The 26,800-nt window shown below is 64.8% G+C and carries 20 protein-coding genes and 2 riboswitches; of the genes, 10 read left to right on the top strand and 10 right to left on the bottom strand.

Features of this window, described 5'->3' with window-relative positions; translation table 11 throughout:
* Window positions 1–119 precede the first annotated feature (119 nt).
* From V6M87_RS12965 to V6M87_RS12950, 4 genes are all read left to right on the top strand, one after another.
* Window positions 120–1,751, top strand: coding sequence for a M28 family peptidase (locus V6M87_RS12965; RefSeq protein WP_332877045.1), 1,632 nt, complete (start codon window positions 120–122; stop codon window positions 1,749–1,751).
* A complete protein-coding gene (locus tag V6M87_RS12960) occupies window positions 1,751–3,532 on the top strand; it encodes a DUF885 domain-containing protein (RefSeq protein WP_332877044.1) in 1,782 nt (593 codons plus the stop codon). The genes V6M87_RS12965 and V6M87_RS12960 overlap by 1 nt, the downstream gene beginning before the upstream one ends.
* A 2-nt stretch (window positions 3,533–3,534) precedes the next feature.
* A complete protein-coding gene (locus V6M87_RS12955; RefSeq protein ID WP_332877133.1) occupies window positions 3,535–4,296 on the top strand; it encodes a sulfite exporter TauE/SafE family protein in 762 nt (253 codons plus the stop codon).
* Window positions 4,297–4,404: 108 nt separating this feature from the next.
* Window positions 4,405–4,755 carry a hypothetical protein gene (locus V6M87_RS12950; protein ID WP_332877043.1) on the top strand — a complete coding sequence of 117 codons (351 nt, stop codon included), beginning with the start codon at window positions 4,405–4,407 and terminating at the stop codon, window positions 4,753–4,755.
* 55 nt (window positions 4,756–4,810) lie between these two features.
* On the opposite strand, the gene V6M87_RS12945 is transcribed toward V6M87_RS12950, so the two are convergent.
* The 7 genes from V6M87_RS12945 to V6M87_RS12915 all read right to left on the bottom strand — a co-directional run bounded on the left by V6M87_RS12945 (window position 4,811) and on the right by V6M87_RS12915 (window position 16,121).
* On the bottom strand, window positions 4,811–5,311 hold the full coding sequence (locus V6M87_RS12945) for a hypothetical protein (protein ID WP_332877042.1): 501 nt from the start codon (window positions 5,309–5,311) through the stop codon (window positions 4,811–4,813).
* A complete protein-coding gene (gene def, locus V6M87_RS12940) occupies window positions 5,311–5,847 on the bottom strand; it encodes a peptide deformylase (RefSeq protein ID WP_332877041.1) in 537 nt (178 codons plus the stop codon). The genes V6M87_RS12945 and def overlap by 1 nt, the downstream gene beginning before the upstream one ends.
* Window positions 5,844–6,731, bottom strand: a complete 888-nt coding sequence (galU, locus tag V6M87_RS12935) for a UTP--glucose-1-phosphate uridylyltransferase GalU (protein ID WP_332877040.1) — start codon at window positions 6,729–6,731, stop codon at window positions 5,844–5,846. Before galU ends, def begins: the two co-directional genes overlap by 4 nt.
* Window positions 6,728–8,773, bottom strand: a complete 2,046-nt coding sequence (ligA, locus tag V6M87_RS12930; protein ID WP_332877132.1) for an NAD-dependent DNA ligase LigA — start codon at window positions 8,771–8,773, stop codon at window positions 6,728–6,730. Before ligA ends, galU begins: the two co-directional genes overlap by 4 nt.
* A 40-nt stretch (window positions 8,774–8,813) precedes the next feature.
* Window positions 8,814–9,962 (bottom strand): cell division protein ZipA C-terminal FtsZ-binding domain-containing protein, encoded by a 1,149-nt coding sequence (locus V6M87_RS12925; protein ID WP_332877039.1) that lies wholly within the window; start codon window positions 9,960–9,962, stop codon window positions 8,814–8,816.
* Between the two features lie 118 nt (window positions 9,963–10,080).
* Window positions 10,081–13,605: a chromosome segregation protein SMC gene (gene smc, locus V6M87_RS12920; RefSeq protein ID WP_332877038.1), complete on the bottom strand. Its 3,525-nt coding sequence runs from the start codon at window positions 13,603–13,605 to the stop codon at window positions 10,081–10,083.
* 71 nt (window positions 13,606–13,676) lie between these two features.
* Window positions 13,677–16,121 carry a DUF1631 family protein gene (locus tag V6M87_RS12915; protein WP_332877037.1) on the bottom strand — a complete coding sequence of 815 codons (2,445 nt, stop codon included), beginning with the start codon at window positions 16,119–16,121 and terminating at the stop codon, window positions 13,677–13,679.
* Window positions 16,122–16,465: 344 nt separating this feature from the next.
* On the opposite strand from V6M87_RS12915, the gene V6M87_RS12910 reads away from it, so the two are divergent.
* Complete coding sequence (locus V6M87_RS12910; RefSeq protein WP_332877036.1) at window positions 16,466–16,765, top strand: hypothetical protein; 300 nt, start codon at window positions 16,466–16,468, stop codon at window positions 16,763–16,765.
* Between the two features lie 24 nt (window positions 16,766–16,789).
* Here V6M87_RS12910 and V6M87_RS12905 read toward each other — a convergent pair whose 3' ends face one another.
* Window positions 16,790–17,350, bottom strand: a complete 561-nt coding sequence (locus V6M87_RS12905) for an ATP-dependent Clp protease proteolytic subunit (RefSeq protein ID WP_332877035.1) — start codon at window positions 17,348–17,350, stop codon at window positions 16,790–16,792.
* 153 nt (window positions 17,351–17,503) lie between these two features.
* Window positions 17,504–17,591: riboswitch (glycine riboswitch) on the top strand.
* A gap of 12 nt (window positions 17,592–17,603) precedes the next feature.
* Window positions 17,604–17,723, top strand: a riboswitch (glycine riboswitch).
* A gap of 79 nt (window positions 17,724–17,802) precedes the next feature.
* Between V6M87_RS12905 and gcvT the strand changes: the two genes are divergently transcribed.
* The 3 genes from gcvT to gcvP all read left to right on the top strand — a co-directional run bounded on the left by gcvT (window position 17,803) and on the right by gcvP (window position 22,470).
* Window positions 17,803–18,933, top strand: a complete 1,131-nt coding sequence (gene gcvT, locus V6M87_RS12900) for a glycine cleavage system aminomethyltransferase GcvT (RefSeq protein ID WP_332877034.1) — start codon at window positions 17,803–17,805, stop codon at window positions 18,931–18,933.
* A gap of 38 nt (window positions 18,934–18,971) precedes the next feature.
* Window positions 18,972–19,352: a glycine cleavage system protein GcvH gene (gene gcvH / locus V6M87_RS12895; protein ID WP_332877033.1), complete on the top strand. Its 381-nt coding sequence runs from the start codon at window positions 18,972–18,974 to the stop codon at window positions 19,350–19,352.
* 244 nt (window positions 19,353–19,596) lie between these two features.
* Window positions 19,597–22,470, top strand: coding sequence for an aminomethyl-transferring glycine dehydrogenase (gcvP, locus tag V6M87_RS12890; RefSeq protein WP_332877032.1), 2,874 nt, complete (start codon window positions 19,597–19,599; stop codon window positions 22,468–22,470).
* A gap of 3 nt (window positions 22,471–22,473) precedes the next feature.
* Here the strand turns inward: gcvP and V6M87_RS12885 are convergent, their stop codons facing one another.
* Window positions 22,474–23,493 carry a HAMP domain-containing protein gene (locus V6M87_RS12885; protein ID WP_332877031.1) on the bottom strand — a complete coding sequence of 340 codons (1,020 nt, stop codon included), beginning with the start codon at window positions 23,491–23,493 and terminating at the stop codon, window positions 22,474–22,476.
* A 207-nt stretch (window positions 23,494–23,700) separates the two neighbouring features.
* Between V6M87_RS12885 and V6M87_RS12880 the strand changes: the two genes are divergently transcribed.
* Entirely contained in the window at window positions 23,701–24,039 is a 339-nt protein-coding gene (locus V6M87_RS12880; RefSeq protein ID WP_332877030.1) for a hypothetical protein, read from the top strand.
* Entirely contained in the window at window positions 24,036–25,001 is a 966-nt protein-coding gene (locus tag V6M87_RS12875) for a DUF3108 domain-containing protein (RefSeq protein WP_332877029.1), read from the top strand. Before V6M87_RS12880 ends, V6M87_RS12875 begins: the two co-directional genes overlap by 4 nt.
* Here the strand turns inward: V6M87_RS12875 and V6M87_RS12870 are convergent.
* Window positions 24,998–26,668, bottom strand: coding sequence for a peptide chain release factor 3 (locus V6M87_RS12870; protein ID WP_332877131.1), 1,671 nt, complete (start codon window positions 26,666–26,668; stop codon window positions 24,998–25,000). The two genes, V6M87_RS12875 and V6M87_RS12870, sit on opposite strands and share 4 nt — an antisense overlap.
* Window positions 26,669–26,800 lie beyond the last annotated feature (132 nt).

Raw genomic sequence — 26,800 nt, 5'->3', positions numbered from 1 at the left:
GTTTATGTGCCCGAAGGTAACATGCATTTTCCGACCAATTATATCCTCATTAACGAATCGTATTTTACGATTCAAATGCTAACATCATGATTCGTTTCGACTAAGAAAGTTTTGTCACCATGTCACCACAGTTCCCGCAGCGCCTGGCTGCCCTCGCCGTATTGACAAGTCTTGCCAGCGTCACCAGTTTTGCGGCTGGTTTGCCCGTCGTCACCGAGGCGCCCCTGCGCGCGCATCTCGCCTTTCTTGCCGACGACATGCTGGAAGGCCGCGGCACCGGCCAGCGCGGCGGCGCCCTCGCCGTGCGCTACCTGGAAACGCAGGCGGCGGCCATCGGGCTGCTGCCTGCCAATGGCGGCCAGTATCGCCAGGCCATCAACATGCTCGGCCAGAGCACCCTGCCGACCAGCGCCCTGCGCTTTTCAGCCGGTGCCAAGACGCTCGCGCCGGTGCCGGGCCGCGATGTGGTATTCGGCAATGGCAATGGCCAGGCTGCGACGCGCTTCGATGCGCCGATCGTGTTCGTCGGTTACGGCATTGTCGACGACGGCGAAAAGTGGAACGATTTTGCCGGGGTCGACGTCAAGGGCAAGCTGATCATCGCAATGGTCAACGACCCGCAGCCGACCGCTGCCGAACCGAACCGCTTTGGCGGCAAGTCGCTGACCTACCCGGGCCGCTGGACCTACAAATTCGAAGAAGCCGTGCGCCAGGGTGCGGCCGGCATTTTGCTGATCCACACCACCGCGTCCGCCTCGTATCCGTGGTCGGTTCCGCAAAACAGCTTTTCGCGCGAGCAGTTCCACATCGCCGGCGCTGGCAACGCGCTGCAGGGCTGGATCTCGGAAGACATGGCGCGCACCCTGTTCACCAGCGCCGGTCAGGACCTCGACCAGCTGCGCGCCGCCGCCGAAGTGCGCGGCTTCAAGCCGGTGGCCCTGAACGCCAGCGTCAACGCCAGCATCGACAGCCAGGTACGCCAGATCGAAGAATTCAATGTGGCCGGCATCGTGCCGGGCACCGACCCGGCCTTGAAAAGCGAAGCTGTCATCTATTCGGCGCACTGGGACCACCTCGGCATCGATCCGGGCAACGGCAAATCGGACCATATCTGGAACGGCGCCATCGACAACGCGTCCGGCGCCGCCGCCCTGCTGGCAATGGCCCAGGTGGCGGTCAGGCAGCCGGCCAGACGCACCCAGATTTTCCTCTGGCCCTGCGCCGAAGAACAGGGTTTGATTGGCGCGCTCGGCTACGTGCGTTCGCCCCTGTGGCCGCTCGATAAAACGGTGGCCGATCTGAACCTCGACTCGCTCAATTTCGTCGGCACCACGCGCGCCATTGGCGTGGCCGGCGCCGAGCGCAGCACTCTGTATGCCACCTCGCAACAGGTGGCCAAGGCGATGGGCCTGCGCCTGGCGCCCGCGGTGCCGGACCTGGGCGGCGCCTACTTCCGTGCCGACCACTTCAATTTTGCCAAGGCCGGCATCCCGGCCTTCAACGTCGGTTCGGCGGTGTTCTCCGGCGACGGCTATTTTGAATTCGACAAAGATCCCGCCGGCGCAAAAGCGCGCATGCTCGCCTTCACCAGGGATTACCACCAGGAGAGCGACGAGTACAGGCCCGAGTGGGATTTGTCGGGCATGGTGCAGCAGGCCCAGTTCACGTTGAACCTGGGGTATGCGGTGGCCAACGGGGCGACCCGGCCCACCTGGAAACCCGGCATGGCCATCAGCAAGCCGGTGCGTTGATGAAAGCGCCCGTTCAACTGATGCTGGCCAGCGCCTTCGCCCTTGCCACGCTATCCGCACCCGTGCAGGCGGCCGCCAGCGCCACCGATGCCCAATTTAAAAAACTGTACGAAAAAGAGTGGCGCTGGCGCGTCGACAACGACCTGGCCAGCGACGACGAGTCACCGCGCGCTGGCAGGCCGGCGTTTCCACACGAAGACAGCGCCACGCAACTGCAACACCTGGCGTACTGGCAGGGCATCATGAAGTCGCTCGCCGCGCTCGATCCGGCGCGCCTGTCGCCGTCCGCGCAAGTCGACTACGCCATCTACCGCGCCCAGATCGCCGCCTTTGTCGACGCGCTGCGCTTTCGTGAATACGAAATGCCGGTGAACGCCGACAGCGCGTTCTGGACCAATGTGAATTACATTGCGCGGCGCCCGTTCAGGGACCTTCCCGGCTACGAAAACTACCTCAGGCGCCTGGCCGCACTGCCGGTCTATTTCGACGAAAACCTGGCCAATATGCGTGCCGGGCTGGCGCGCGGCTTCACGCCGCCGCAGGTCACGCTGACCGGGCGCGATGCCGCGCTGGTGCCGGTGGCCACGGCCGCCACCCCGGACGAGACCGTGTTCTTCGACCCGTTCAAGGCCATGCCGGCGACCATTCCGGCCGCGCAGCAGGAAGCTTTGCGCGCACGCGGGCGCGAGGCGATTGCCAGGTATGTGCAGCCGGCCTACGTGAAGGCGCTGGCCTTCATGCGCACCGAGTACATGCCGAAGGCGCGCACCACGCTGGCGGCGTACAGCCTGCCGGACGGCGCGGCCTACTACCAGTCGAAGATCACCGAGTTCACGACCACGGCGCTCACGCCCGCGCAGATCCACCAGACCGGTTTGTCCGAGATGGGCAAGATCCGCGCCGAGATGGATGCCACCATCAAGCAGACCGGCTTTACGGGCAGCTTCCCCGCGTTCCTGACCTTTCTGCGCACCGACCCGCAGTTCTATGCCAAAACGCCGGAAGAGCTGCTGATGCGCGCGGCCTGGACCGCGAAAAAATTCGACGCCAAATCGGCCCGGTATTTCGGCTACCTGCCGCGCCAGCGCTTTGCCATCATCCCGGTCCCGCCCGACCAGGCGCCGTTCTACACGGCCGCGCGCGGCGGGCCGGGCGTGTATCTCGTCAACACCTACAATCTGCCGGCGCGCGCGCTCTACAGCCTGCCCGCGCTGACGCTGCACGAATCCGCGCCGGGCCACGCCTTCCAGTTGCCGATCGCGGCGGAACAAAAGCATGTGCCGAACTTCCGCAAGGCCTATATTTCGGCCTACGGCGAAGGCTGGGCGCTGTACTGCGAACGCCTGGGTGTCGAGATGGACATCTACGCCACCCCGTACGAAACCTTCGGCATGCTCAGTTACCAGGCCTGGCGCGCGGCGCGCCTGGTGGTCGACACCGGCGTCCATGCGCAGGGCTGGACGCGCGAGCAGGCGCTGGCCTACATGCACGACAACACCGCCCTGTCCGATCATGAAATCGAAACCGAAGTAGACCGCTATATTTCATGGCCGGGCCAGGCGCTGTCGTACTACCTGGGCCAGATGGCGATCCTCGAAGCGCGCCGGAAGGCGGAAGCGGCGCTGGGGCCGAAGTTCGATATCCGCGCCTTCCACGACACCGTGCTGCAACTCGGTTCGGTGCCGCTGCCGGTGCTCACGGCGCGCATCGACACCTTTATCGCGGACGGGGGCAAGAATCCTTATGCCGACGCCAAAGCCGTGACGGCGGACGGCAATTGAGCATCGCGCTGACGCTGCTGCCGGCCATTGCCATCAACCTCGGCCTGGGCGTGCTGCTCGGCGCAGTCGGCGGCCTGCTCGGCATCGGTGGCGGCCTGATTGCGATCCCGATTCTGGCCGGTCTATACGGCATGGACCAGCACCTGGCGCAGGGCACCGCGCTGGTGATGATCCTGCCGAATGTGCTGGTCGGTTTCTGGCGCTATCACCAGCGCACGCCGGTCGATTTCCGCGCGCTGGCGTGGATGATCGTGTTGTCGATCGGCGCGGCGGCGCTGGCAGCGCATTTTGCCGCGCGCCTCGGCGCCGACCAGCTGCGGCGCAGCTTTGCCCTGTTCCTGATTGCGCTGGCCGTGTACTTCATCTGGCAGATCCGCGCGCGGCCGGCGCTGCACTCGGTGGCGCTGTGGCCGATGCGCTTCGTCCCCGGTGTGGGCGTGTTGAGCGGCTTGATGTCCGGCCTGTTCACGATCGGCGGCGGCCTGGTCAGCGTGCCGGCACTGGTCAGCCTGTTCGGCATGCGCCAGACGCAGGCCCAGGGCATCGCGCTGGCACTCGTGATCCCGGCGTCGGTGACGGCCCTGGCCAGCTACGCGCAGGCGGGCAACGTCGACTGGACTGTGGGTGCGCCGCTGGCGCTCGGTGGCCTGGTCAGCGTGTCGTGGGGCGTGGCGCTGGCGTACCGGCTGCCAGCGGTCAAATTGCGGCTCGGTTTTTGCGTGCTGCTGGTGGTCACGGCGGTGGTGATGCTGGCGCGTGGATAGCGCGCAAGTGTTACCAGATGTAAAGGCGTCAACCAGGGGCGGCAGCGGGCCGTTAATGGCTCAGTCGCACAGAACAAACCACCTGATCAACCACCAAGGATGCCCATCATGAAAAAAGTACTCTCCACACTGTTCATCACCCTCGTTGCAGGTTCCGCTTTCGCCCAGGCGCCGGCCGCTACCGTCGCGAAAGCCGATGCCAAGCAAGCCGCCACCGTTACCGGCGCCACTGCCGTCGAAGCCAAGGACGTGACCAAGGCCAGCACCAAATCGGCTGGCAAGATCGTCAAGGCCGAAGCCAAGGATGCCACCGGCGGCCCGGATGCTGCCCCTGCCGTCGCCGCTGCCCACAAAACCTCGGCCAAGGAAAAGAAAGCTGCCAAGGCAAAGGCTGCGTCGAAGAAGGCCGATGCCGCTGTCAAGGCCGATGCTACCAAAGAAGCCGCAGTCGTCAAGTAAGCTGCGCTTCCCCAAAAAAAAGACAGACCGCGGTCTGTCTTTTTTTACGCCCTGATTACTTACCGTCGTACAGCTTGAACTTCAGCTGCACCGACACCCCGCCATACAGCCGGTCGCCGATGGTGGGGATGATGCCGATGTTCACGCCAACACGCTGGTACTCCAGCGTCAGGGTGGGAATCAGCGCCGGGAACCAGCGGCCGCCGCGCACGCGCGGGTAACCGTTGAAGCCGGCCACGGTCGCGCCCAGGCGCAGCGGCCCGATGGCGTAAGGTTGCCAGATCAGGCCGCCGTACGACGAGTGGCTGCGGTCGCTGTTATAGAAATGACCGGCGGTGGCGGCCATGGTCCCGGAAAAGCGGTACTCGGCGCCGTAGCCCGTGTTGCGGCCATTGAGGCCCTTGCCGCTGTCGAAGTGGGCAGTGGCAAAACCGGTGTCAACCCACAGCTCGCTGCGCGGGTCGGCGTCGATTCTGGTGAACCAGTCGTCCGCCTGCGCCGCGCCGCTGGCCACGACCAGCGCCACCAACGGCAACGATTTAGTTAGTTTGCGCATCAATCGTCCTCGTCCGGATCGAGGTCCGGGAACATGACCGACGTATAGCCGAAATTGGCGAAATTCTGGATCCGCATCGGGTACAGGATACCCAGCAGGTGATCGACTTCATGCTGCACCACGCGCGCATGAAATCCATCGACATCGCGGCTGATCAGATTGCCGAACTGGTCGACACCCTCGTAGTGCAGCTGCGTGTAGCGCGGCACCGAACCACGCAGGCCCGGCACCGACAGGCAGCCTTCGAAGGCTTCTTCCATCGCGTTCGACAAGGGCGCCAGCACGGGATTGATCAGGACCGTCTCCGGCACGGCCGGCGCATCCGGATAGCGCGCATTGTCCTTGAAGCCGTAGATCACCAGTTGCAGGTTGACCCCGATCTGGGGCGCGGCCAGACCGGCGCCGTTGGCGGCATGCATGGTGTCAAACATGTCGGCAATCAGCTCTTGCAGCGCCGGCGTGTCGAATTCGGTGACAGGTTCGGCCACGCGCAGCAAGCGCGGGTCGCCCATCTTCAGGATTTCACGAACGGTCATGCTGCCCTCGCACTCAATTCTTTCAGGAATTCTGCAAAACCTGCGCCCGTTTCCGGGTGCTTCAGACCCATTGCCGTCATCGCCTTCAGGTAGCCCAGCTTGGAGCCGCAATCGTAACGCTGGCCGTGGTAACGGCAGGCCAGCACGCGTTCGCTGGCCATCAGTGCGGCGATGCCGTCGGTCAGCTGGATTTCGCCGCCGGTGCCGATGCCGATATTTTCCAGGTAATCGAAAATGCGTGGCGTGAGCACGTAGCGTCCCACCACGGCCAGGGTCGACGGCGCGACCTCAGGCTGCGGCTTTTCGACGATGCCCGATACCAGCTCCAGGTTGGCGCGGTACGGCGCCGCGCTGACGATGCCGTACTGGCGCGTGTGCTCGCGCGGCACGTCCTGCACGGCCAGCACGCTGCAGCGCTCGTATTCGAATACGTCGGTCATCTGGGCCAGTACCGGGCGCACGCCGGCATCGGTGTCCATGAAGTCGTCGGCCAGCAGCACGGCGAACGGCTCGTTGCCCACCACCGGGCGCGCGCACAGCACCGCGTGGCCGAGGCCCAGCGGCGCCGACTGGCGGATGTAGATGCAGGTGATGTTCTTCGGCACCACTGTGCGCACCATCTCGAGCAGCGCCTGCTTGCCGGCCGCTTCCAGCTCCGATTCCAGTTCGTAGGCCTTGTCGAAATGGTCCTCGATGGCGCGCTTGTTGCGCCCGGTGATGAAGATCATTTCGTTGATGCCGGCGGCGACCGCCTCTTCCACCGCGTACTGGATCAGCGGCTTGTCGACCACCGGCAGCATCTCTTTCGGCTGGGCCTTGGTGGCGGGCAGGAAGCGGCTACCGAGGCCGGCAACGGGAAAAACGGCTTTGCGAATGAGGGTCATGGGGTGTCAGTTTCCAGGGTTTCTTGTGGAGTAGTCGATTTTGCCAGCAGCGCCAGCAGCGCCGCTTCGTCGAGGATGGCCAGGCCCAGCGTTTCCGCTTTGGCCAGCTTGCTGCCGGCGTCGGCGCCGGCCACGACGTACGTGGTTTTTTTGGAGACCGAGCTGGCCACCTTGCCGCCGGCCGCTTCGATCAGCGCACCGGCTTCGTCGCGCGACAGTGCCGGCAGGGTTCCGGTCAGGACGAAGGTCATGCCGGCAAACGGCCCGGCGTTCTGCATGACGTGGCTACCCTCTTGGAAGTAGAGCTGGGCGCGCAGCGTGTTCACCAGCGCCAGGTTGTCGGCGTCGCTGAGGAATGCGCTAATCGAGCGCGCCACAATCGGGCCGACGTCGGCCACTTCCAGCAGCTGGATGCCGTTCTCCCAGGTGGCCGCGTGCAGCAGCGCGTCCAGGTTACCGAAATGCTGGGCCAGCGCCTTGGCGGTGGACTCACCGACATTGCGGATACCGAGCGCGTAGATGAAGCGCGCAAAGGTCGTGTTCTTCGATTTTTCCAGCGCGTCGATGACGTTCTGCGCCGATTTCTCGGCCATGCGGTCGAGACTGGAGAGGCGCGCCTTGTCGAGCGTGTACAGGTCGGCCGCGGTGTGGATGAGGTTCTTGTCGACCAGCTGTTCGATCAACTGGTCGCCCAGGCCCTCGACGTCGATCGCGCGGCGCGAGACAAAATGCATCAAGCCGCCTTTCTTCTGGGCGCCGCAATGGGTCCAGCCGCCCGAGCAGCGCGCCACCGCTTCCTCTTCCAGGCGCACGATGGCCGAGCCGCATACCGGGCAACTGGTCGGCATGACGAACTCGCGCGCGTCCAGTGGACGGCGCTCGGGAACAAACGCCACCACTTCGGGAATCACGTCACCGGCGCGGCGCACGATGACCGTGTCGCCAATGCGGATATCCTTGCGCCGCACTTCGCCTTCGTTGTGCAAGGTGGCGTTGGTGACCATCACGCCGCCGACCAGCACCGGTTGCAGGCGTGCCACCGGCGTGATGGCGCCGGTGCGGCCCACCTGGACGTCGATCTCGACAACCTGCGTCAGCGCTTCTTCGGCCGGAAATTTATGGGCCAGGGCAAAGCGCGGGGCGCGCGACACAAAGCCCAGCGTCTGCTGGTCCTCGACCGCATTGACCTTGTAGACGACGCCGTCGATCTCGTACGGTAGCAGGCTGCGGCGCGTGCCGATGTCGCGATAAAAGTCGAGCAGGCCAGCGGCGCCCTGCACCACGGTGCGCTCTTTCGAGACGGGCAAGCCGAGTTGTTCGAGCCAGTCGAGCAAGGCGGCATGGGATGCCGGCATCGGCGCTCCTTCCAGCACGCCGATCCCGTAGGCGAAAAATTTCAGGTTGCGCTGCGAGGTGATGCGCGAGTCGAGCTGGCGCAGGCTGCCGGCGGCGGCATTCCTCGGGTTGGCTTTTTCCTTTTCGCCGGCCGCGCGCAGGCGCTCGTTCATTTTCAAAAAGTCGGCTTTGAACATCAGCACCTCGCCGCGCACTTCCAGCACGGCAGGCACGGCTTGATGACCAATGCCGTGCAGGCGCAGCGGAATCGCGCGCACGGTCTTGATGTTGGCGGTGACGTCTTCACCGGTGCTGCCGTCGCCGCGCGTGGCAGCCTGCACGAACACGCCGTTCTCGAAGCGCAGGCTGATCGCCAGGCCGTCGAATTTCAGTTCGGTGGCATAGGCGACGGCTTGCACGCCCAGCGTTTCACGCACGCGCCGGTCGAACTGTTCAACGTCGTCGTCGGAAAAGCCATTATTCAGGGACAGCATCGGCAAGGCGTGCGTCACCTGGGAAAATTCTGGGATCGGCGCCGCGCCCACGCGCAGGGTCGGCGAATCGCTGGCCATGCTTTCCGGGTGCGCCGCTTCAAGCTGCTGAAGTTCGACAAACAGCCGGTCGTACTCGGCGTCAGGGATGGTGGGCGCGTCGAGTACGTGGTAGTTATACAGGTGGCGGTTCAGTTCCCGCGTCAGTTCGGCCATCCGGGCCACGGGATCGATTGCAAGAGTCACGGCAACGACCTTAGCTGAACAGGCGCATGGCGCGGTTCGACCCGGCTGGAATATCGGACGCCTCCATCTCCTGGTAGAACTCGATCACCTGGCCGTTGATCTCAAGCAGCGCCGGGTCGAGCAGCGGCTGATCGCTGTCGTCGACGATGGTGGCGTCGAGCCGGCCCACCAGCGCGCGCGCGCAGGCCACCATGGCGCCGAAGCCGTCGCGCGCAGGGGACACGCACGGCACGTCGAGCAGCAGCGTCAGGCGTGAGCTAGTGTCGGCGCCCAGCGTGACATTGGTGGTCAGCGTGAACAGCACGCCGCCCTCGCCGTCCGGCATGGCGAAGCGCCCGTCCGGACGCACGTCGAAGCCCTGGTTTTCAAGTGCGCCGATCAGGGTGGAAATGGCCCATGGGCCGCTGTTGGCCAGCAGGTTCACGCCCAGCTGGGCGTCGTGGCCGGCCACGAAGCGGTGCAAGGTGCGTGCTTCGGCCATCACGTCGATCATGTCCGGCACTTCCGGTTCGGCGCCGATATCGTCGGCCACCGCGCGCAGGCGCGTGACGAGATCCGAGTATTCGATTTCGTTCAGGGCCGTGGTGCGCGTGGCCATCTGCACGCCGGCCTGCAGCTTGGTGTACACGCCGCCGTGGACGATCGGTTCCCAGTCGCCGTTGACAGCCAGGCCAATGTAGTGGACCGGCTTGGTGCCGACCAGGCGCAGGGTTTGCAGGATCGGCAGAATCTTGTCGCCGCGCACTGCGCCTTCGAGATTCAGGGGAATCAGGCAATCGATGAGCGGGTCGACCAGGCGGTCGGCCAGTTCGCTCGGCGGGGTGGGCGTCGGCCTGGCGATGGTGATGGTCGGTTCGACCGGCGCGCTGTCGGACGCGGCGTAGCTGGTGGCAGGCGTGATGGCGGGCGCTGAGGATGGCTCCAGGGGCCGGCCATCCGGCATGGGCTCGATCGGGACGGGGGTCGTGCCCAGGTCGAGCAGCGGTTCCTGGCGCGCGGCGGGCGCGCCGTCATTGCGCATCAGGACATCGTCATGGTCGGTGGCAAAGGCCCGTTCAACGCTCTTGCGCGCCTTGTACTCCTGCCATTTGTTATAGCTGATGACGGCGACGATAAACACGCCACCGGCGGCGATCAGGCTCATTTGGAAATCTGTCATGCGGCTTGTGCCTTCGTAGCGAATTTCTTTTTATGTGGCAAATGTGGCCCGCCACCAGCGCGATGCGCTGCACGGGGGACCGACTTCATACCATGATACCAATATCGCCGAATAACCGCTATGTTGTGAGCAACTCCGGGAACGCACCCGCCACCGATTCCATGTCCACGGCCACGATGCGCGAAACGCCCTGCTCCTGCATGGTGACGCCGATGAGCTGATTGGCCATCTCCATCGCGATTTTATTGTGCGAGATGAACAGGAACTGGGTGTGCTCGGACATGCGCTTGACCATGCGGCAGAAGCGCTCGGTATTCGCGTCGTCCAGCGGCGCATCGACCTCGTCCAGCAGGCAGAATGGCGCCGGGTTCAGGCGGAACATCGAAAACACCAGTGCAGTGGCGGTAAGCGCCTTTTCGCCACCCGACAGCAGGTGAATCGTCGCGTTCTTCTTGCCGGGCGGCTGCGCCATGACCTGCACGCCGGCGTCGAGGATTTCGTCACCCGTCATCACCAGGCGCGCATTGCCGCCGCCGAACAGGATCGGGAACAGCTCCGAAAAATGCAGGTTGACCTGGTCGAAGGTGTCCTGCAGAAGCTCGCGCGTTTCCTTGTCGATGCGCGCAATCGCGTCTTCCAGGGTGGCGATCGCTTCCTGCAGATCCTGGTTCTGGGAGTCGAGGAAGCGCTTGCGCTCGGAGGCCTGCGCCAGTTCATCGAGCGCGGCCAGGTTGACCGCACCGAGCGCCGTGATGGCGTTGGTCAGGCGCGTCACTTCGCCCTGCAGGTATTGCGGCTTCATGTCCGGCTCCAGCTTGGCCAGCAGCGCCGTTTCATCGGCATTGGTCGAGGCCAGCGCTTCCGAAAACTGTTCCTGGTTCAGGCGCGCGGCCTGCTCCTTCAATTGCATCTCGGTGATGCGGTCGCGCTGCGGCTGCAGGCTGCGCTCGGACGTGGTGCGGGCGTCCTCGGCCTCGCGCAGTTTCAGCGCCACCTGGTCCAGCTCATGGCGCGCGTCGGACAAGGCCTGCTCTTGCTCCATCCTGCGCTCCAGCAGGTCCTGCAGACCATCGGCGGCGGCGCCGGACTCCAGCGCAGCCAGTTCGTTCTGGCCGGCCGCCAGGCTGGCGCCAACTTGTAAAGCCTGTTCGCTGGCAGTGGCGATATTGCGGCGCAGTTCCTCGATTTTGACGCGCGCGGTTTTTTCGGCAAACAGCGCTTCCTGCGCACTGCGTTCGAGCTCGCGCAGTTTTTCACGCGCCAGGCTCAGGGACTGCTCTTTTTCCAGGAACAGGGTTTGTCCGTCTTCGTGCGCGCCCTGCAGTTCGGCCAGCTCCATGTCCAGTTCCTCGAAGCGCAATTCCGATTCTTCGCGCACCTGGCGCTGCTCTTCTTCCTGCTGCGCGATTTCACGCAGGTCCTGGTCGATCTGGCCGCTGCGCTGGGCGAAGCGCGCCTCGATCTCACTTTGCTTGACCACCTCGATCTGCAAGCCGTGCAAGCCGCTGGTCAGGCTGGCGACGCGCGCGCGCGCGTCCTGCATGCGCCGCGCCAGTTCGGTGACGGCGGCGTCGGCGCGCACGGCGTTGGCGCGCGCTTCGTCGGCCAGCATCGTTTGCGCGCGCAGCTGCCGGGCGAGATTGTCGATTTCCTGCTGGCGCGCCAGCATCCCGTCCTGCTCGGCGTCGGCCGCATAGAAACGCACGCTGGAACTGCTGACGGTGTGACCCTGGCGCGTGACGAACAGCGCGCCCGCGGGCAGACGAGCGCGCTCGGCAAACGCCTGCGCCGCATCGTCGGCGGCGTACACGCCGTACAACCAGTCGGCCAGCACGCCCCGGATGCCATGGTCGTTCAGTTTCAGCAGGTCGATGAACGGTTTCAGGCCGGGCGCGTCAAGTGCGGCCTGCGCCGTATTCGACGGCGCGTACAGGGCCAGGCGCGCCGGCGGCGCATCGGTGAAGAAGCCACGCGCCCAGTCGATGTTGGACAGCTCCAGCGCGCCGGTGCGTTCGCGCAGCACCGCTTCGAGCGCCGTCTCCCAGCCCGCCTCGACCTGCATTTTTTGCCACAGGCGCGGCAAGCTGTCGAGTTCGTGTTTCTGCAACCAGGGCTGGACCTTGCCCTTGGTCTGGACCCGGTCCTGCATCTGTTTCAGCGCATTCAGGCGCGCTTCCAGCTGGGCGTTGGCGGCGCTCTCGGTGTTGACCTGGGCCTGGGCCGCGGCGCGCTGCGCTTCCAGCTGCGGCTGCTGCTCCTGGGCCTCTTCCAGCACCATGGTGTGCTCTTCCAGCGCCTGCTGTTTTTCCTCGAGTTGCAAGCGCAGGTTGGCCAGCTGGCTGCTGTCGGGCAGGTGCAAGCCGGTCTTTTCCTGCTGCAGACGCTCGCGTCGCGTGGTCAAACCGGTGAGGATGTTCGACGCATTGCGCTGGTGCGCCGAGGCCAGTTCGATCTGCTGCTGCGCCGCCATGATGCGGGTGCGCGATTCGCCGGTGGCTGACTGCGCCGCGCGCCAGGCCGCATCGATCTCGGGCAGGCGTTCCTGGTGCACCTCCACCGCGATCTGGGCGCCTTCCGCGCGCGCGGCCAGTTCTTCGACCAGGTACTCGCCTTCCTCGATCTGCTCCTGGTAATCCTGGGCCTGGGTTTCCCACTGGGTGCGCTGGGCGGCCAGGGTGACCAGCTGGTTTTGCAGGCGCGTGCGCGATTCGACCACGAAGCGGATCTGCGCTTCCAGGCTGCCGATTTCGGCATTCGTCTGGTACAGCACGCCCTGGGCGGTGTGCAACCGGTCGCCCACGGCGAAATGCGCCTGGCGCAGCTGCTCGAGTTCGAGTTCGACGTGACGCAGGCCGGCGGTCTGGGCTTCCAGCGCCGTCTGCGCTTGCTCCATCTCGCGAAAAAAACGGGTTTGTTCGTTCTGCGCGTCGACTTTGCGCAGCATCCACAGCAGCTTCTGTTTTTCTTCCTGGTCGGCCTGCAGCGCGTGAAAGCGCGTGGCGACGGCCGCCTGGGCTTCCAGCTTGTCCAGGTTGGCGCCCAGTTCGCGCAGGATGTCTTCCACCCGCAGCAGGTTTTCGCGCGTGTCGGAGAGCCGGTTTTCGGTCTCGCGGCGGCGCTCCTTGTATTTTGAGACACCGGCCGCTTCTTCGAGGAACACGCGCAATTCTTCCGGGCGCGACTCGATGATGCGCGAGATCATGCCCTGGCCGATGATGGCATACGCACGCGGGCCCAGGCCTGTGCCGAGGAAAATATCCTGGATATCGCGCCGGCGTACCGGCTGCCCGTTGATGTAATAGGTGGAGGTGCCGTCGCGCGTCAGCGTGCGCTTGACGGCGATCTCGGCATATTGGCCCCACTGGCCGGACGCCTTGCCATCGTTGTTATCGAAAATGAGTTCGACCGAGGCGCGTCCGGCTGGCTTGCGATAGGTGGAGCCATTGAAAATAACGTCCTGCATCGACTCGCCGCGCAACTCCGACGCCTTCGATTCGCCCAGCACCCAGCGCACCGCGTCGATGATGTTCGACTTGCCGCAGCCATTCGGGCCGACCACGCCGACCAGTTGGCCGGGCACCTGAAAATTGGTGGGATCGACAAAAGACTTAAATCCCGACAATTTGATGGAGGAGAGACGCACGTTGCTGAAGCTTTTCGGGTGGTGGCAGACGGCGCCATCATACCATCGCTACGGTGGGGGTCAGGGTGAAACTAGGCCGCGGCGTGGTGGTTCTGGTCGTTCCCGGCCGCAGCAAGCATCGCTTCCGACAAGACCCGGCCCACCACGCCTTCGAGCGCAAGGATGGCGGCGCTGCCGGCGCGGATCCGTTCGGCCAGGCGCGCGGCCTGCATCGAAAACGCCTCTTCGCGCGCACCGGCCGAGAAGATGAACAGGGTACGGCGCGGGCTCACCCACGCCAGCTTCAGGCGGTGCACGCTGCCGTCTTCCTGCGTGAACGCCAGCCAGCGGCCGCGCTCCAGGCCTTCGACGATCTGGGTCACCGGGTCGTCCGATTCGAGCTCGAGCTGCTGCGCCGCGGCCTGCTCCTGGGCGATCAGGCGCAGTGCATCCTGCTGGGCCGCTTCGACCGCCAGCTCCAGCTGGCGCTCGGGCGACAGGTCGATCGGTGCGCGCACGATCGACGCATGGCATTCAGCGAGCGCGGCAAAGAATCGCAGGCGCGCGGCATCCTGCCACTTGATGATGTCGAGCCATTTATTGATGGTGGCCAGCAAGCTTGGCAGGCGCGCGATCAAGGCTTTGCGCTGCTCCTGCGTGGCCTTCGGCTTGACGCTCCAGACCAGGTCGTCCATGGCCCGGGTAGCGCTGTTGACGGCGCCGGGCTTTTTGTCTTCCACGTCGTAGGCCAGGGTCAGCACGTCGCGCCACTTCTGCTCAAGGAAGACCCCGACGATCGGCACGATACTGTCGCCGGCAATGCGCAGTTTGATCGCATCGGTGGCCGCGCGGCGCGCCACGGCGATGTGTTCCTGGCGCAGTGCCAGTGCGACCGGCGCGGCCAGCTGCGCCTCTTGCGCGCTGTCGTCCTGCGCCATGGAGGCTTCGAGCTCGGCGACCGCCTCGGCAAACACCTCGGGCTGGCTGGCGCCGTCGCGCTCGACGCGCTTGATATTCCGTTCCATCGCCTGGAACAGCGGATCGTCCGGGTCGGTGCGCTGATCCAGGCCCATGCGCGCCAGCAGGTCGATCATGCGCCGCGCCGGGTGCGCTTCCTCGAAGAAGAAATTCTTGTCGACCAATGCGGCCTTGAGTACCGGCATTTGCAGCGACTGGATCAGCTCGCGCGTCGGTGCCGGAATCGCCTCGTCGAGGAATACCGTCTCGAAGATACGCGCCAGCAGGTCGAGCGTGCTTTCGTCGCCGCGCGACAGGCTGCCTTCAGGCAAGCTCTGCTTCAGGCGCGGCAGGTAAAAGGCTTGTTGCGGATGGGCGCCCGCGGGTGAGGCCGCCGCTGCGGCGCCGGTAAACCGCGTTGGCGCTGGCCCGCCGGCAGGCAGTTGCGCCAGGCTGGCCAGGTTTGGCAACTGCGCCAGCATCTCGAGCAATGGCGCCATGTGCGCAGGCGCGGAGACCATGGCGGCGCCCGACTGCGCGGCAAACCCGGCAGCAGGGCTGGCAACCTGCTGGCCAGGCGCGAAGCCGGCGTAGGGCGACGCCGGCTGGCGGCCCGCGTGCGCCGCATCGTACGGCACGGCAGCGACCGCGCCCGGGGCCGGCGCTGCCTGCGCGCCGGGCGCGCCAGCCGGGGCCGGGAAACCGCTGACCGCACTCGGCCGCCAGCCGCCGGCGCCCTTGGGCAGGTCCGGCAAGTCGGGGATCAGCGGGATGGCGAACTCGGACGAAGCGGCACTGCCTGGCGCGCTGTCACCGAAGAAACTGCGCAGTTGCTGGGCCAGCGCCGCCTGGCTGCTCGCGCGCGCCGCCTTGCTGGCTGCGGCATCGTCGGTCTTGCGGATCTGGCGCTTGTCGTTGGCGGCGGGCTGGCGGCCGTTGCGCTTGATGGCCTTGTTCAGCGCTTCATACATGGGCCCGAAATCGAACACGATGCCGGGGTGCAGCAGTGGCTGGATGATGTCATGCGCGCTTTGATCGGGCTCGAAGGCACGCCAGGCGCGGTCCAGTTCAACCAGGAACACTTCCGGGCGGAACGGGTTTTGCGCACTGCGCAGGATCTCGCGTTCGAGCATGCAGGCAAGGCGCACATTCAGGCTGGCCAATTGTTCGGCCTGCTCGATATCGAAGGGGCGGCTGATGACGCCGAACGCGACTTTGCTGTCCATTTCGGCCATCGGCACCAGGGCCAGCGCATCGAGCAGGACATCGGCATGGCCAGGCGTGGCCGGCACCAGCATGGCGGCCTCGGCACGCAGCGCGGCCTCGATCCCGCTCACGGCCAGATGGACAAAGGCGTAACTATTCTGCTTGAGCAAATTGCCGGACTTGACGCGCTGGTAAACATTGCGAGCTTCGTCGGGCGCGGTGAGGTCGAGCAAGGCGCCACTCAGGTTTTGCGCGATCGCGACCAATTGCTCGCCGGCCAGGCGCGTGGCCAGGACGACAAGCTGCTCCACCATCGCCTTGGGCGAAGCGGGCGCCTCGGCAAGAGGCGATTCGGGGATGGCGCGGGAAGCCATGGCGCAGTTTACCTTTCGAGATACTACAGTGTGCAGGTGTCATTATGCCAGTATATTTCCACATGGCAATCACAATTGGGCAGGAGAATCAGAATTCTCGGGCGGTGTTGTATTGCGGTCAGCAAAGCCATATCTTCCCGACATCTGATTTGCCAGAATGTCTGTATTTCAGAAACGGAAGCACAGATTTTGGCAGCAGCCCTTGTCAGTTTTATTCCTACAGGTACTCAAGTGCCGCGCCGATACCGATCGACATCCCGCTGCCGGATGATGCTTGCTCCTCCGTCACGATCATGCGGGCGCGAGCAGACAGCAGGACTTTTTCCAACGTCGAAAGGACCACCATGAACTCGAACCAAAAAAGCCCCAACAAGCAATCCGGCAACCAGGGCAGCGTGCAGGGCGGCACGCCCGAGCAGCATGCCGAAGCGGGACGCCAGAGCCACAAGAACGACGCCAATCGCCAAAGCGGCGGCACCGGCTCGGCCGCGGGCACGAATGCGGCCGGGGGAGGATCGAATGCGGGGGGAGCGAGCGGCGGCCGTTCGGCTTCCTCAGGCTCCGCCAGCGGCAAGCGCGGCGGGACCCCTGAGCAGCATGCAGAAGCCGGTCGCCAGAGTCACAAGAACGATAGCAAAAAATAATTGCTTCCCCGCGCAGGCGGGGATTTATATGTTGCTCAGCGAGGCACCTTTCGGTGGCGCGAAATCGGCGATGGCGGTGATCATGCGCGCGGTCCTGGCATCGCGCGCCGTCAGGTGCAGGTCGGAATACTGGTGAATGGCCCACTGCTCGGGCGTCAGTTCGATATGCCGCCGCAAAATGGACTCGGTGCGCGCGTCGTCGGCGCGCAAGCCCTCGACGATGATGTTCAAGGCATCGGGTCGCGCCCCGGGCGATGCGGTGGCGTGCGATTTGTGGACCATGAAGCGCGCGGTGTCGCTGGCATAGCGGCGCGCGCCGGCCAGGTACAGGATGACAGCGATCGATGCGACCGCACCGCCGTTGTACATCACGAACTCGACCGGAGAGTTGGCCAGGAAATTGTACAGGCACAGCCCGTCGCTAACGTAACCGCCGTTCGACTGGACCAGCACGTGGGCGGTTTCGATGCCGTCGGCGGTCATCCGGGAGACCGACTCGAAGACACGGTGCACCATGTCACTGTTGACGTCGCCTGATAGCGTGAACCACGCCTCATTGCTGGGGCTGCTTTGCTCGCCGTTCATAGTCCTCCCGAAAATGGTGATGACGGAATGAATGGGCCAGTTTAACAAAATCGCGCGAAACATTCCGCGCGCATGCGTCACGCGTGCGCGCATACGCCGATGACCAGGCAGGCCACACAGGTTGACACCAGCGCCACAGTCGCCTATTCTCGCAAGTCTTGATCGGGAGAGGGTCGCCACGCGCGCACCGCCGAAGGGGCATCACCCAAAAACTCTCAGGCAAAAGGACCGTTCAAGGGACTGACGAAAATATCGGTTCAACTCTGGAGAGCGGCCGCGGCATCAGCCAGCGGCCCACCGAAGGGGCAGGCGCACGCCGGTAGTCACATACTGCGCGCGCTATCTCTCAGGTACCATGGACAGAGGGGCGTTCAGCTTCAGCAAAGCTTCGGCACGCTGCCGCCCCTATATATTGGCATATTATTCTGCCGCCCTGCCCAAGGATTGCCCTCATGACCGCATCGTCCACCCTCCAGACCACCCCGCTCAATGCAGCCCACCGCGCCCTTGGCGCCAAGATGGTCGATTTCGGCGGCTGGGACATGCCCGTCAACTACGGCTCGCAAATCGCCGAACACGACGCGGTCCGTACCGATGCCGGCATGTTCGACGTTTCGCACATGTGCGTCGTTGACCTGAAGGGCGATCAGGTCCGCAATTTTCTGCGCGGCCTGCTGGCCAATGACGTCAACAAGCTGCAAGTACCGGGCAAGGCACTGTACTCGTGCATGCTCAATCCCGACGGCTTCGTCATCGACGACCTGATCGTCTACTACTTCACCGAGACCTGGTTCCGCCTGGTCGTCAATGCCGGCACCGCCGTCAAGGACGTGGCCTGGATCGAGGCCCAAAACGCCGCCACCAACAGCGGCGTCACCATCACCGCCCGTCGCGACGGCAATGATCCGATCGCGCTGATCGCCGTGCAGGGCCCGAACGCCCGCGCCAAGGTGTGGGAAGTGCTGCCGACCGCGAAAGCCGCCTCCGAGCCGATGAAGCCGTTCAACGTCGTCATCGTTCCCGGCACCGCATTCGGCGAAGCGATGATCGCACGCACCGGCTACACCGGCGAAGACGGCTTTGAAATCGGCGTACCGGCCGGCCAGGCCGAAGCCCTGTGGAATGCCCTGATCGGCGCCGGCGTGAAACCGGCCGGCCTCGGTGCGCGCGACACGCTGCGCCTGGAAGCCGGCATGAACCTGTACGGCCAGGACATGGACGAAACGGTCAACCCGCTCGACGCCGGCCTGGCCTGGACCATCGTCATCGACGGCGAGCGCGATTTTATCGGCAAGGCGGCCCTGCAACGCATGGGCCAGAACGCCAACTTCGTCGGCCTGATCCTGCGCGAAAAAGGCGGTATCCTGCGTGCCCACCAGAGCGTGGTGGCCGCATCCGGCGCGCTCGGCGAAATCACCAGCGGCACCTTCAGCCCAAGCATGCAGCAAGCCATTGCGCTGGCCCGCGTGCCACTCGATGTGGCCATCGGCGACACCGTGCACGTGGCAATTCGCGACAAGAAGCTCGCCGCCACGGTCGTCAAGCTGCCGTTCGTCCGCAACGGCAAAGTGCTGGCTGTCTAATAATTTATACTCTCTATTCCAAAACCCAGGAGCTTTACATGAACATCCCAGCCGATCTGAAATACACCGAGTCCCACGAGTGGGTTCGCCTTGAAACCGACGGCACCCTGACCGTCGGCATCACCGAATACGCACAGGATGCCCTGGGCGACATCGTGTTCGTCGAATTGCCGAAGGTCGGCAAACAGTTCACCGCCGGCGACGACGCCGCCGTGGTGGAATCGGTAAAAGCGGCCAGCGATATCTACGCGCCCGTGTCGGGCGAAGTGGTCGAAGTGAACCCGGCCGTGGCCGATGCGCCGGACTCGATCAACAGCGACGCCTACAGCGCCTGGCTGTTCAAGCTGAAACCGTCCGATGCCAACGCGATCGCCGGCCTGCTCGACGCCGATGCTTACGGCAAAGCCACTGCCGAGTAATCTGGCAACGAAGTACCTGCAAAGCCAGCTCCGTCACCCCCATGAAAATCGGGGCCCATACTGAGGCCGCGTCAAGGCGGCTTATCCTGTTTCGGACATTCAGCATGGGTCCCGGCCTTCGCCGGGATGACGGTCTTGAGAGCGCAGGTGTTATCAGGTTCACCACTGCCCTGCCCCATTCAGTCTTCCTTGCTACCGGCTCGCCGGCTTCCCGCCCGGCACTGCCCTCTTTTTGGCCTCTACCATGACCCGCACCAGCCTGACCCAACTCGAAGCCCGCGACGCTTTCATCCCGCGCCACATCGGACCTACCGCCATTGAGCAAGCCGCCATGCTGGCCACGCTCGGCTACCCATCGCGCGCCGCGCTGATCGATGCGATCGTCCCGGCCAATATCCGCAAAAAGAGCCAGCTCGAGCTGGGCCAGTTCTACGAGCCGGTGTCCGAACAGGACGCACTGGCCAAGCTGCGCGCGCTGGCGAATAAAAACACCGTCATGAAGTCGATGATCGGCCAGGGCTATTACAACAGCCACACGCCGCCTGTCGTGCTGCGTAACATTTTTGAAAACCCCGCCTGGTACACCGCCTACACGCCGTACCAGCCCGAGATTTCGCAGGGCCGCCTGGAAGCCATCCTGAACTTCCAGCAGATGATCACCGACCTGACCGGCATGGGCATCGCCAACTCGTCGATGCTCGACGAAGGTACCGCCGCCGCCGAAGCGATGACGCTGCTCCAGCGCGTCGGCAAGTCCGCCTCGAAGGTGTTTTACGTGGCCGACGATGTACTGCCGCAAACCCTGGAAGTGGTGCGCACGCGCGCCGCCCCGATCGGCGTCGAAGTGCGCACCATCGCGCCAGCCGACATCGAGACGCTGGCCGAGCCATGCTTCGGCGTGCTGCTGCAATACCCGGGCGTGAACGGCGACGTGCGTGACTACGCCGCTGCGGTCGAACACCTTCATGCGGCCGGCGTGATGGTCGTCGCTGCCGCCGACTTGCTCGCTCTTACTTTACTGACGCCACCGGGCGAATGGGGCGCCGACGTCGTCGTCGGTAACAGCCAGCGCTTCGGCGTGCCGCTCGGTTTCGGCGGCCCGCACGCCGGCTTCCTGGCCACGCGCGACGAATTCAAGCGCAGCATGGCAGGCCGCCTGGTCGGCGTCACCGTCGATGCGCAAGGCAACCAGGCCTACCGCCTGGCGCTGCAAACCCGCGAACAGCACATCCGCCGCGAAAAAGCGACCTCGAACATTTGCACCGCGCAGGTGCTGCTGGCCGTGATGGCGTCGATGTACGCGGTCTACCACGGTCCTGCCGGCCTGGCGCAAATCGCCACCCGCGTGCACCGCTACACCGCCGTCCTGGCGAAACAACTGCAGGCGCTGGGCTATGCACTGGCCAACAGCACCTACTTCGACACGCTGACGGTCAACACCGACAAGGCCGAAGCGCTGCACGCCAAGGCGATCGAACACGGCGTCAACCTGCGCAAGATCGACGCCAACCACGTCGGCATTTCGCTCGACGAAACCACCTCGCGTGCCGACCTGATACTGCTCTCCACGATCTTCGGCGGCAGCGACGCCATCGACTTCGACGCCGATGAAGCGGATGCTTTCCCGTCCACCCTGGCACGCACCAGCACCTATCTGACGCACCCGACCTTCTCGCGCTACCACGCCGAGCACGACATGCTGCGCTACCTGCGCGCCCTGGCCGACAAGGACCTGGCACTCGACCGCACCATGATCCCGCTCGGTTCGTGCACGATGAAACTGAACGCCACCTCCGAAATGATTCCGGTGACCTGGCCCGAGTTCTCGAACATCCATCCGTTCGCACCCGATGCGCAGACCGTGGGCTACCGCGAAATGATCGGCCAACTGGAAGACATGCTGTGTGCGCTGACCGGCTACGCTGCCATCTCGCTGCAGCCGAACGCCGGCTCGCAAGGTGAATACGCGGGCCTGCTGGTCATCAAGGCGTATCACGAATCGCGCGGCGACGGCCATCGCAATATCTGCCTGATTCCATCCTCGGCGCACGGCACCAACCCGGCATCGGCGAATATGGTCGGCATGCGCGTGGTGGTCACGGCCTGCGACGAGAACGGCAACGTGGATCTGAACGATCTGCGCGCCAAGGCCGAACTGCACAGCGCCAACCTGGCGTGCGTGATGGTGACCTACCCGTCCACCCACGGCGTGTTCGAAGAAGGTATTCAAGAGCTGTGCGAAATCGTCCACAGCCACGGCGGCCAGGTCTACATCGACGGCGCCAACATGAATGCACTGGTCGGCGTAGCCGCACCGGGCAGTTTTGGCGGCGACGTGTCGCACCTGAACCTGCACAAAACCTTCTGCATCCCGCACGGCGGCGGCGGTCCTGGCGTCGGCCCGATCGGTGTCGGCGCACACCTGGCGAAATTCCTGCCGAACCAGCGTTCGACCGGCTACACCCGCGACGAAGCCGGCATTGGCGCGGTCAGCGCCGCGGCGTATGGCTCGGCCTCGATCCTGCCGATCTCGTGGATGTACATCGCGATGATGGGTGGTGAAGGATTAACAAGCGCGACCGAAGTGGCAATGTTAAATGCCAACTACATCGCACGTCGCCTGGCGCCGCATTACCCGGTGCTGTACGCGGGCCACGACGGCCTGGTCGCCCACGAGTGCATCATCGACCTGCGTCCGCTGCAGGACGCCACCGGCATCAGCAACGAAGACGTCGCCAAGCGTTTGATGGACTTCGGCTTCCACGCGCCGACCATGAGCTTCCCGGTGCCGGGCACCCTGATGATCGAGCCGACCGAGAGCGAATCGAAAGTCGAGATCGACCGCTTCATCGAGGCGATGATCACGATCCACGCCGAGATCGTCAAGGTCGAGCGCGGTGAGTACGACCGCATGGACAATCCACTCAAAGGCGCCCCGCACACGGCCGAAGTGGTGACCGCCGACGACTGGCAGCACAGCTACAGCCGCGAAGTGGCGGCCTTCCCGGTTGCTTCGCTGCGCAAGAAGAAGTACTGGCCGCCGGTGGGCCGTGCCGACAACGTCTACGGCGACCGTAACCTGTTCTGCGGCTGCGCGCCGATCGAAGACTACGAGTAATCTTTAGCGCCGGCTGACTGCCAGCCGTAGATAAGGACGCCCCCGCCGGAATGGCTCGGGCGTCCCTTTTTTTGTGCGTGGCCAGGGTGCCGCCATCGGCGTGACCACGCTGTCGTCCAGCTGGAACGCCATCACGCTGCGTGCCAGCGCCAGTGCGTCCTCGTGCAAGCGAGCGTTGTCGGCGCCAGAGGACGCCGCGACTGCGCGCGCGCCTTCGAGCACGTCCTGCAGCCGTGCGCTGAGCTTTTCCCTGGCCGCGGCCAGGGCCAGCGCCGCGCTGCAGATTTCATCGCGCCCGCGCAAAGGCGCGCGCGGGCGCAGGTCGCCGTCGCCAAGCGCATTCGCCGCAGCGACCAGCGCATCGAGTTCATCCTGCAACGCGCTGCGCAAAGCCAGCGCCACGATCAGCGCCAGCGCCAGCGCCGCCATCAGCGCGGCCGGCATCAACGTGGCAATGGTCCGGCTCTCGTCAGCCGCCTCGGCCGCGGCGCGCTCGCCGAGCAATTGTTCGAGGCGGGTCAGGGCGTCCAGGCGCAGCAGGACGGTATCGAAGGCGCGCTGCGAGCGCGTCATCGCGTTGGCGCTGATGGACTGGTCGTTGCGCGCCAGCGCGATCACGTCCAGCACACTGGCAAGGTAGCTGCGGTACGCGATTTCGGCCTGGTGCACCAGCGCCGCTTCCGGGCCAATCTCCGCGGTCAGGCGCGTCAACGCGGTAAAGCTGCGCGCGATGGCAGCGTGGCGGCGGTGGATGCCACGCACCAGCGTGTCGGTACGCGCCTGCGAAAAGCTGGCGCCGATCCAGGTGATCAGCTGGTAGACCTCGGCATGGGCCTGGCGCGCGGTGGCGGCAAGTTCAGCGGCGCTACGCGTCTGGGCCGCGCGCTGCTGCACCACGGCCGCGAGCGCCTCTGCCTCGCGCGCAATGGCGCGGTACGCCGCGCAGGAGACAAACAACATCACGACCAGCACCAGCAAGGGTGCCAGCAGCAGCTTGGAACCGAGGCGCAGGCGCGAGAGCATGTCAGCGCGCCTGGCAGTGAAAGGACGTCGTCATGGCAACTCCTCGTATGGTCGGATGGAAGACGCGGGCCGGGCAGCCGGCGTATCATGTGGCGTATTGCTGCGCAGCAGAAAGTTTCCTGTGCGCATTGAGCAAATCTACGCTGTCCGGCACAATGATGCTTGTGCGCGATCAAGCGCCTGGCGCTTGTATTTTCCAAGGAATGTATGTCCCGCTCCACGAACGCCCTACTCCTGTCGCTGCTGGTTTTTCCCGGCGCCGGCCATGTCTTCCTGAAGCGCCGTGGCCGCGCGCTGGCGTTTATCGTTCCGACGGTTGGCGCCGCCTTGTATATCGTCCGCACCGTCATCGGGCCCGCAACCGAGATGGCCAACCGGCTCGTGTCCGAGGGCGCAATCCCCGACCCGCTGGCAATCGCCGCGCAACTCGAACGCGCCGGCACCACCTCGGGCGTGGTCGAACTGGCGGTCTACGTGATGCTGGCTTGCTGGGTCGGCGCGGCGCTCGATGCCTGGCTGCTCGGACGGCAGCCGGCACGCCGATGAAGCACTACCAGCGCCTGCTGGTGCTTGGCGTACTGTCGGCGCTGCTGCACGTGCTCGCCATCAAGACCATCGGGCCCACGGCGCTCGCGCCACGGGAGGCGCCGGCCGCACCGATTGTCGTGCGCTTGCAGGCGCCGCCCACGCCGGTGCCATCGGTGCCGGTGCCATCCGTGCCGCCGCCATCCGTGCCGCCAGCCCCCGCCCCGGCGCAGCTGGCGCCGCTGGCAGCTGCCGTCGCCGTGCCCGCGCCATCGGCGCCAGCGGCACCCGAAACCGCTCCCGACACTGCGCCCGCCGCTGCGCTGCCCAAGGTCGAGATGATGTCTGCCAACATGCAGAACCGTTACCGCGTGCGTACCCCACCTTCCAGCACGCTCGACTATGTCGTCACCCGCCACGACGGCGCCCAGGCGCCAGCGCAGATCACGTGGACCACCGACGGAAAAACCTACACCGTAGCGGTCGACGGCGTGACCGGGCCGCTGCGCTCCACGGGGACGATCGGCGACAACGGCATCGCACCTGCAGAAGGCAGCATGGGCCTGGCCAATGGCGGCACGCTGACGGCCAGCTTTGGCCCCAACAGCATCACCGTGGGCGCACTGAGCTACGCGAACGGCGTCGGCATCCAGGACCCGGCGTCGCTGCTGCTCCAATTGGTGGGAATGGGGTTGGCGCAACCGGATCAGATCGTCGACGAGGTGGCGATCGAAGTCGCCAGCGCCGAGGGCCTGGTGGAAATGCGCTTTGCCGTGACCGTCGACGAAGACCTGCCCACGCCGCTGGGCGTGATCGGCACGCGCCACCTGCGCCAGCTGGCCGGCAACGGCCAGCCGGTGCTGGAAGTGTGGCTGGCGCCGGCGCTGCGCTGGCTGCCAGTGCAACTGCGCCTGACTGCGGCCGATGGCACGGTCACGACGCAAACGATCACCCGCATGGATGACCGGCCTGCAGTCAACTAGTTCAGCTTGATCGCGTGCTCGCGCGTGGCGTGGAAGGTCAGCTTCGGCCAACGTTCTTCGGTCAGGCGCAAATTGACGTTCGAGGTGGCCAGATACGCCATATTGCCGGCGGCATCGTAGGCGACGTTGTGACCCAGCTGCGATTCGAAGTCGCTCAGCGCTTTCCTGTCGTCGCTGGAAATCCAGCGCGCACTGCTGATGCTGGCGCCTTCGAAGACGGCGTCGACACCGTACTCGTTGAGCAGGCGGCTGGCCACCACTTCGAACTGCAGCACGCCAACCGCGCCCAGAATCAGTTCGCCGCCCAGCACCGGCTTGAACACCTGCACCGCGCCCTCTTCGCCCAGCTGCTGGAGACCCTTGTGCAGCTGCTTGATTTTCAGGGGATTCCGGATCCGCACCGCGCGGAACAGGTCCGGCGCAAAGTAAGGAATACCTGTGTACTGCAGCATCTCGCCTTCGGAGAAGCTGTCGCCGATCTGCATGTTGCCGTGGTTCGGCAAACCGATGATGTCGCCGGCGAACGCTTCTTCGACCTGCTCGCGCGACGACGCCATGAACGTCACCACCGACGACAGCTTGACCTCGCGGCCCAGGCGCAAATGCTTGACCTTCATGCCCTTGTCAAAGCGCCCCGAGCACACACGCAGGAATGCGATGCGGTCGCGGTGGGCCGGGTCCATATTGGCCTGGATTTTGAACACAAAACCCGAAAACTTCGCCTCGTCGGGTTTTACCACGCGCGTGGTCGCGTCGCGCTCGCGCGGGCCCGGGGCCCAGTCGATCAGCGCCGACAAAATCTCGCGCACGCCGAAGTTGTTGACCGCCGAACCGAAGAACACCGGCGTCTGCACGCCGGCCAGGAACTGCGCCAGGTCGAATGGATGCGAGGCGCCGTGCACCAGTTCCACTTCCATTTTGAGTTGTTCAATCTCGAGCGGGAACATCTGTTGCAGACGCGGATTGTCGATGCCCTTGATGACTTCGTAGGCGCCATCGGCCTTTTCTTCGCCGGCCTTGAACAGCATGATCTCGTCGCGCATCAGGTGGTACACGCCGCGGAAATTCTTGCCCATGCCGATCGGCCAGGTCACCGGCGCGCACTGGATCTTGAGCACCGATTCGAGTTCGTCGAGCAGTTCCAGCGGGTCGCGCGTTTCGCGGTCCATCTTGTTCATGAACGTGACGATGGGCGTGTTGCGCATGCGGCAGACGTTGAGCAGCTTGATCGTCTGCGTTTCCACGCCCTTGGCCGCGTCGATCACCATCAGCGCCGAGTCGACGGCGGTGAGCACGCGGTAGGTGTCTTCCGAGAAGTCCTGGTGGCCCGGGGTGTCGAGCAGGTTGATGACGTGGTCGCGGTACTCGAACTGCATCACCGAGGAGGCGACCGAAATGCCGCGCTGCTTCTCGATTTCCATCCAGTCGGAGGTGGCGTGGCGCCCGCTTTTGCGCGCCTTGACCGTGCCGGCCATTTGAATCGCGCCCGAAAACAGCAGCAGCTTTTCGGTCAGCGTGGTTTTACCGGCATCCGGGTGGGAAATGATGCCAAAGGTGCGGCGGCGCGCCACTTCGAGCGCGATGTTGCGCGCGGCGGCGTCCGGGGTGCGTGGGACGGCGCCATCGGCGGCGGCGTCGGAAATAGGGAGATCGGTATCGTTGGCCATGGTGAGCGCTTGCGGCCCTGGTAGAAAACCCACGATTTTACCGATTCCGGCGCAGCCCGTGTGAATTGATTGCTGCAATGAAAAAGGCCAGCCGGTTTGCTACGCCGGCTGGCCCTGCTTACTGCGGTTTGC

Source organism: Massilia sp. S19_KUP03_FR1 (assembly GCF_036688685.1).
Lineage (GTDB): Bacteria > Pseudomonadota > Gammaproteobacteria > Burkholderiales > Burkholderiaceae_D > JALYUM01.
Note: the sequence above shows the minus strand (reverse complement) of the source record. Positions and strands in the feature narration are given on the sequence as shown.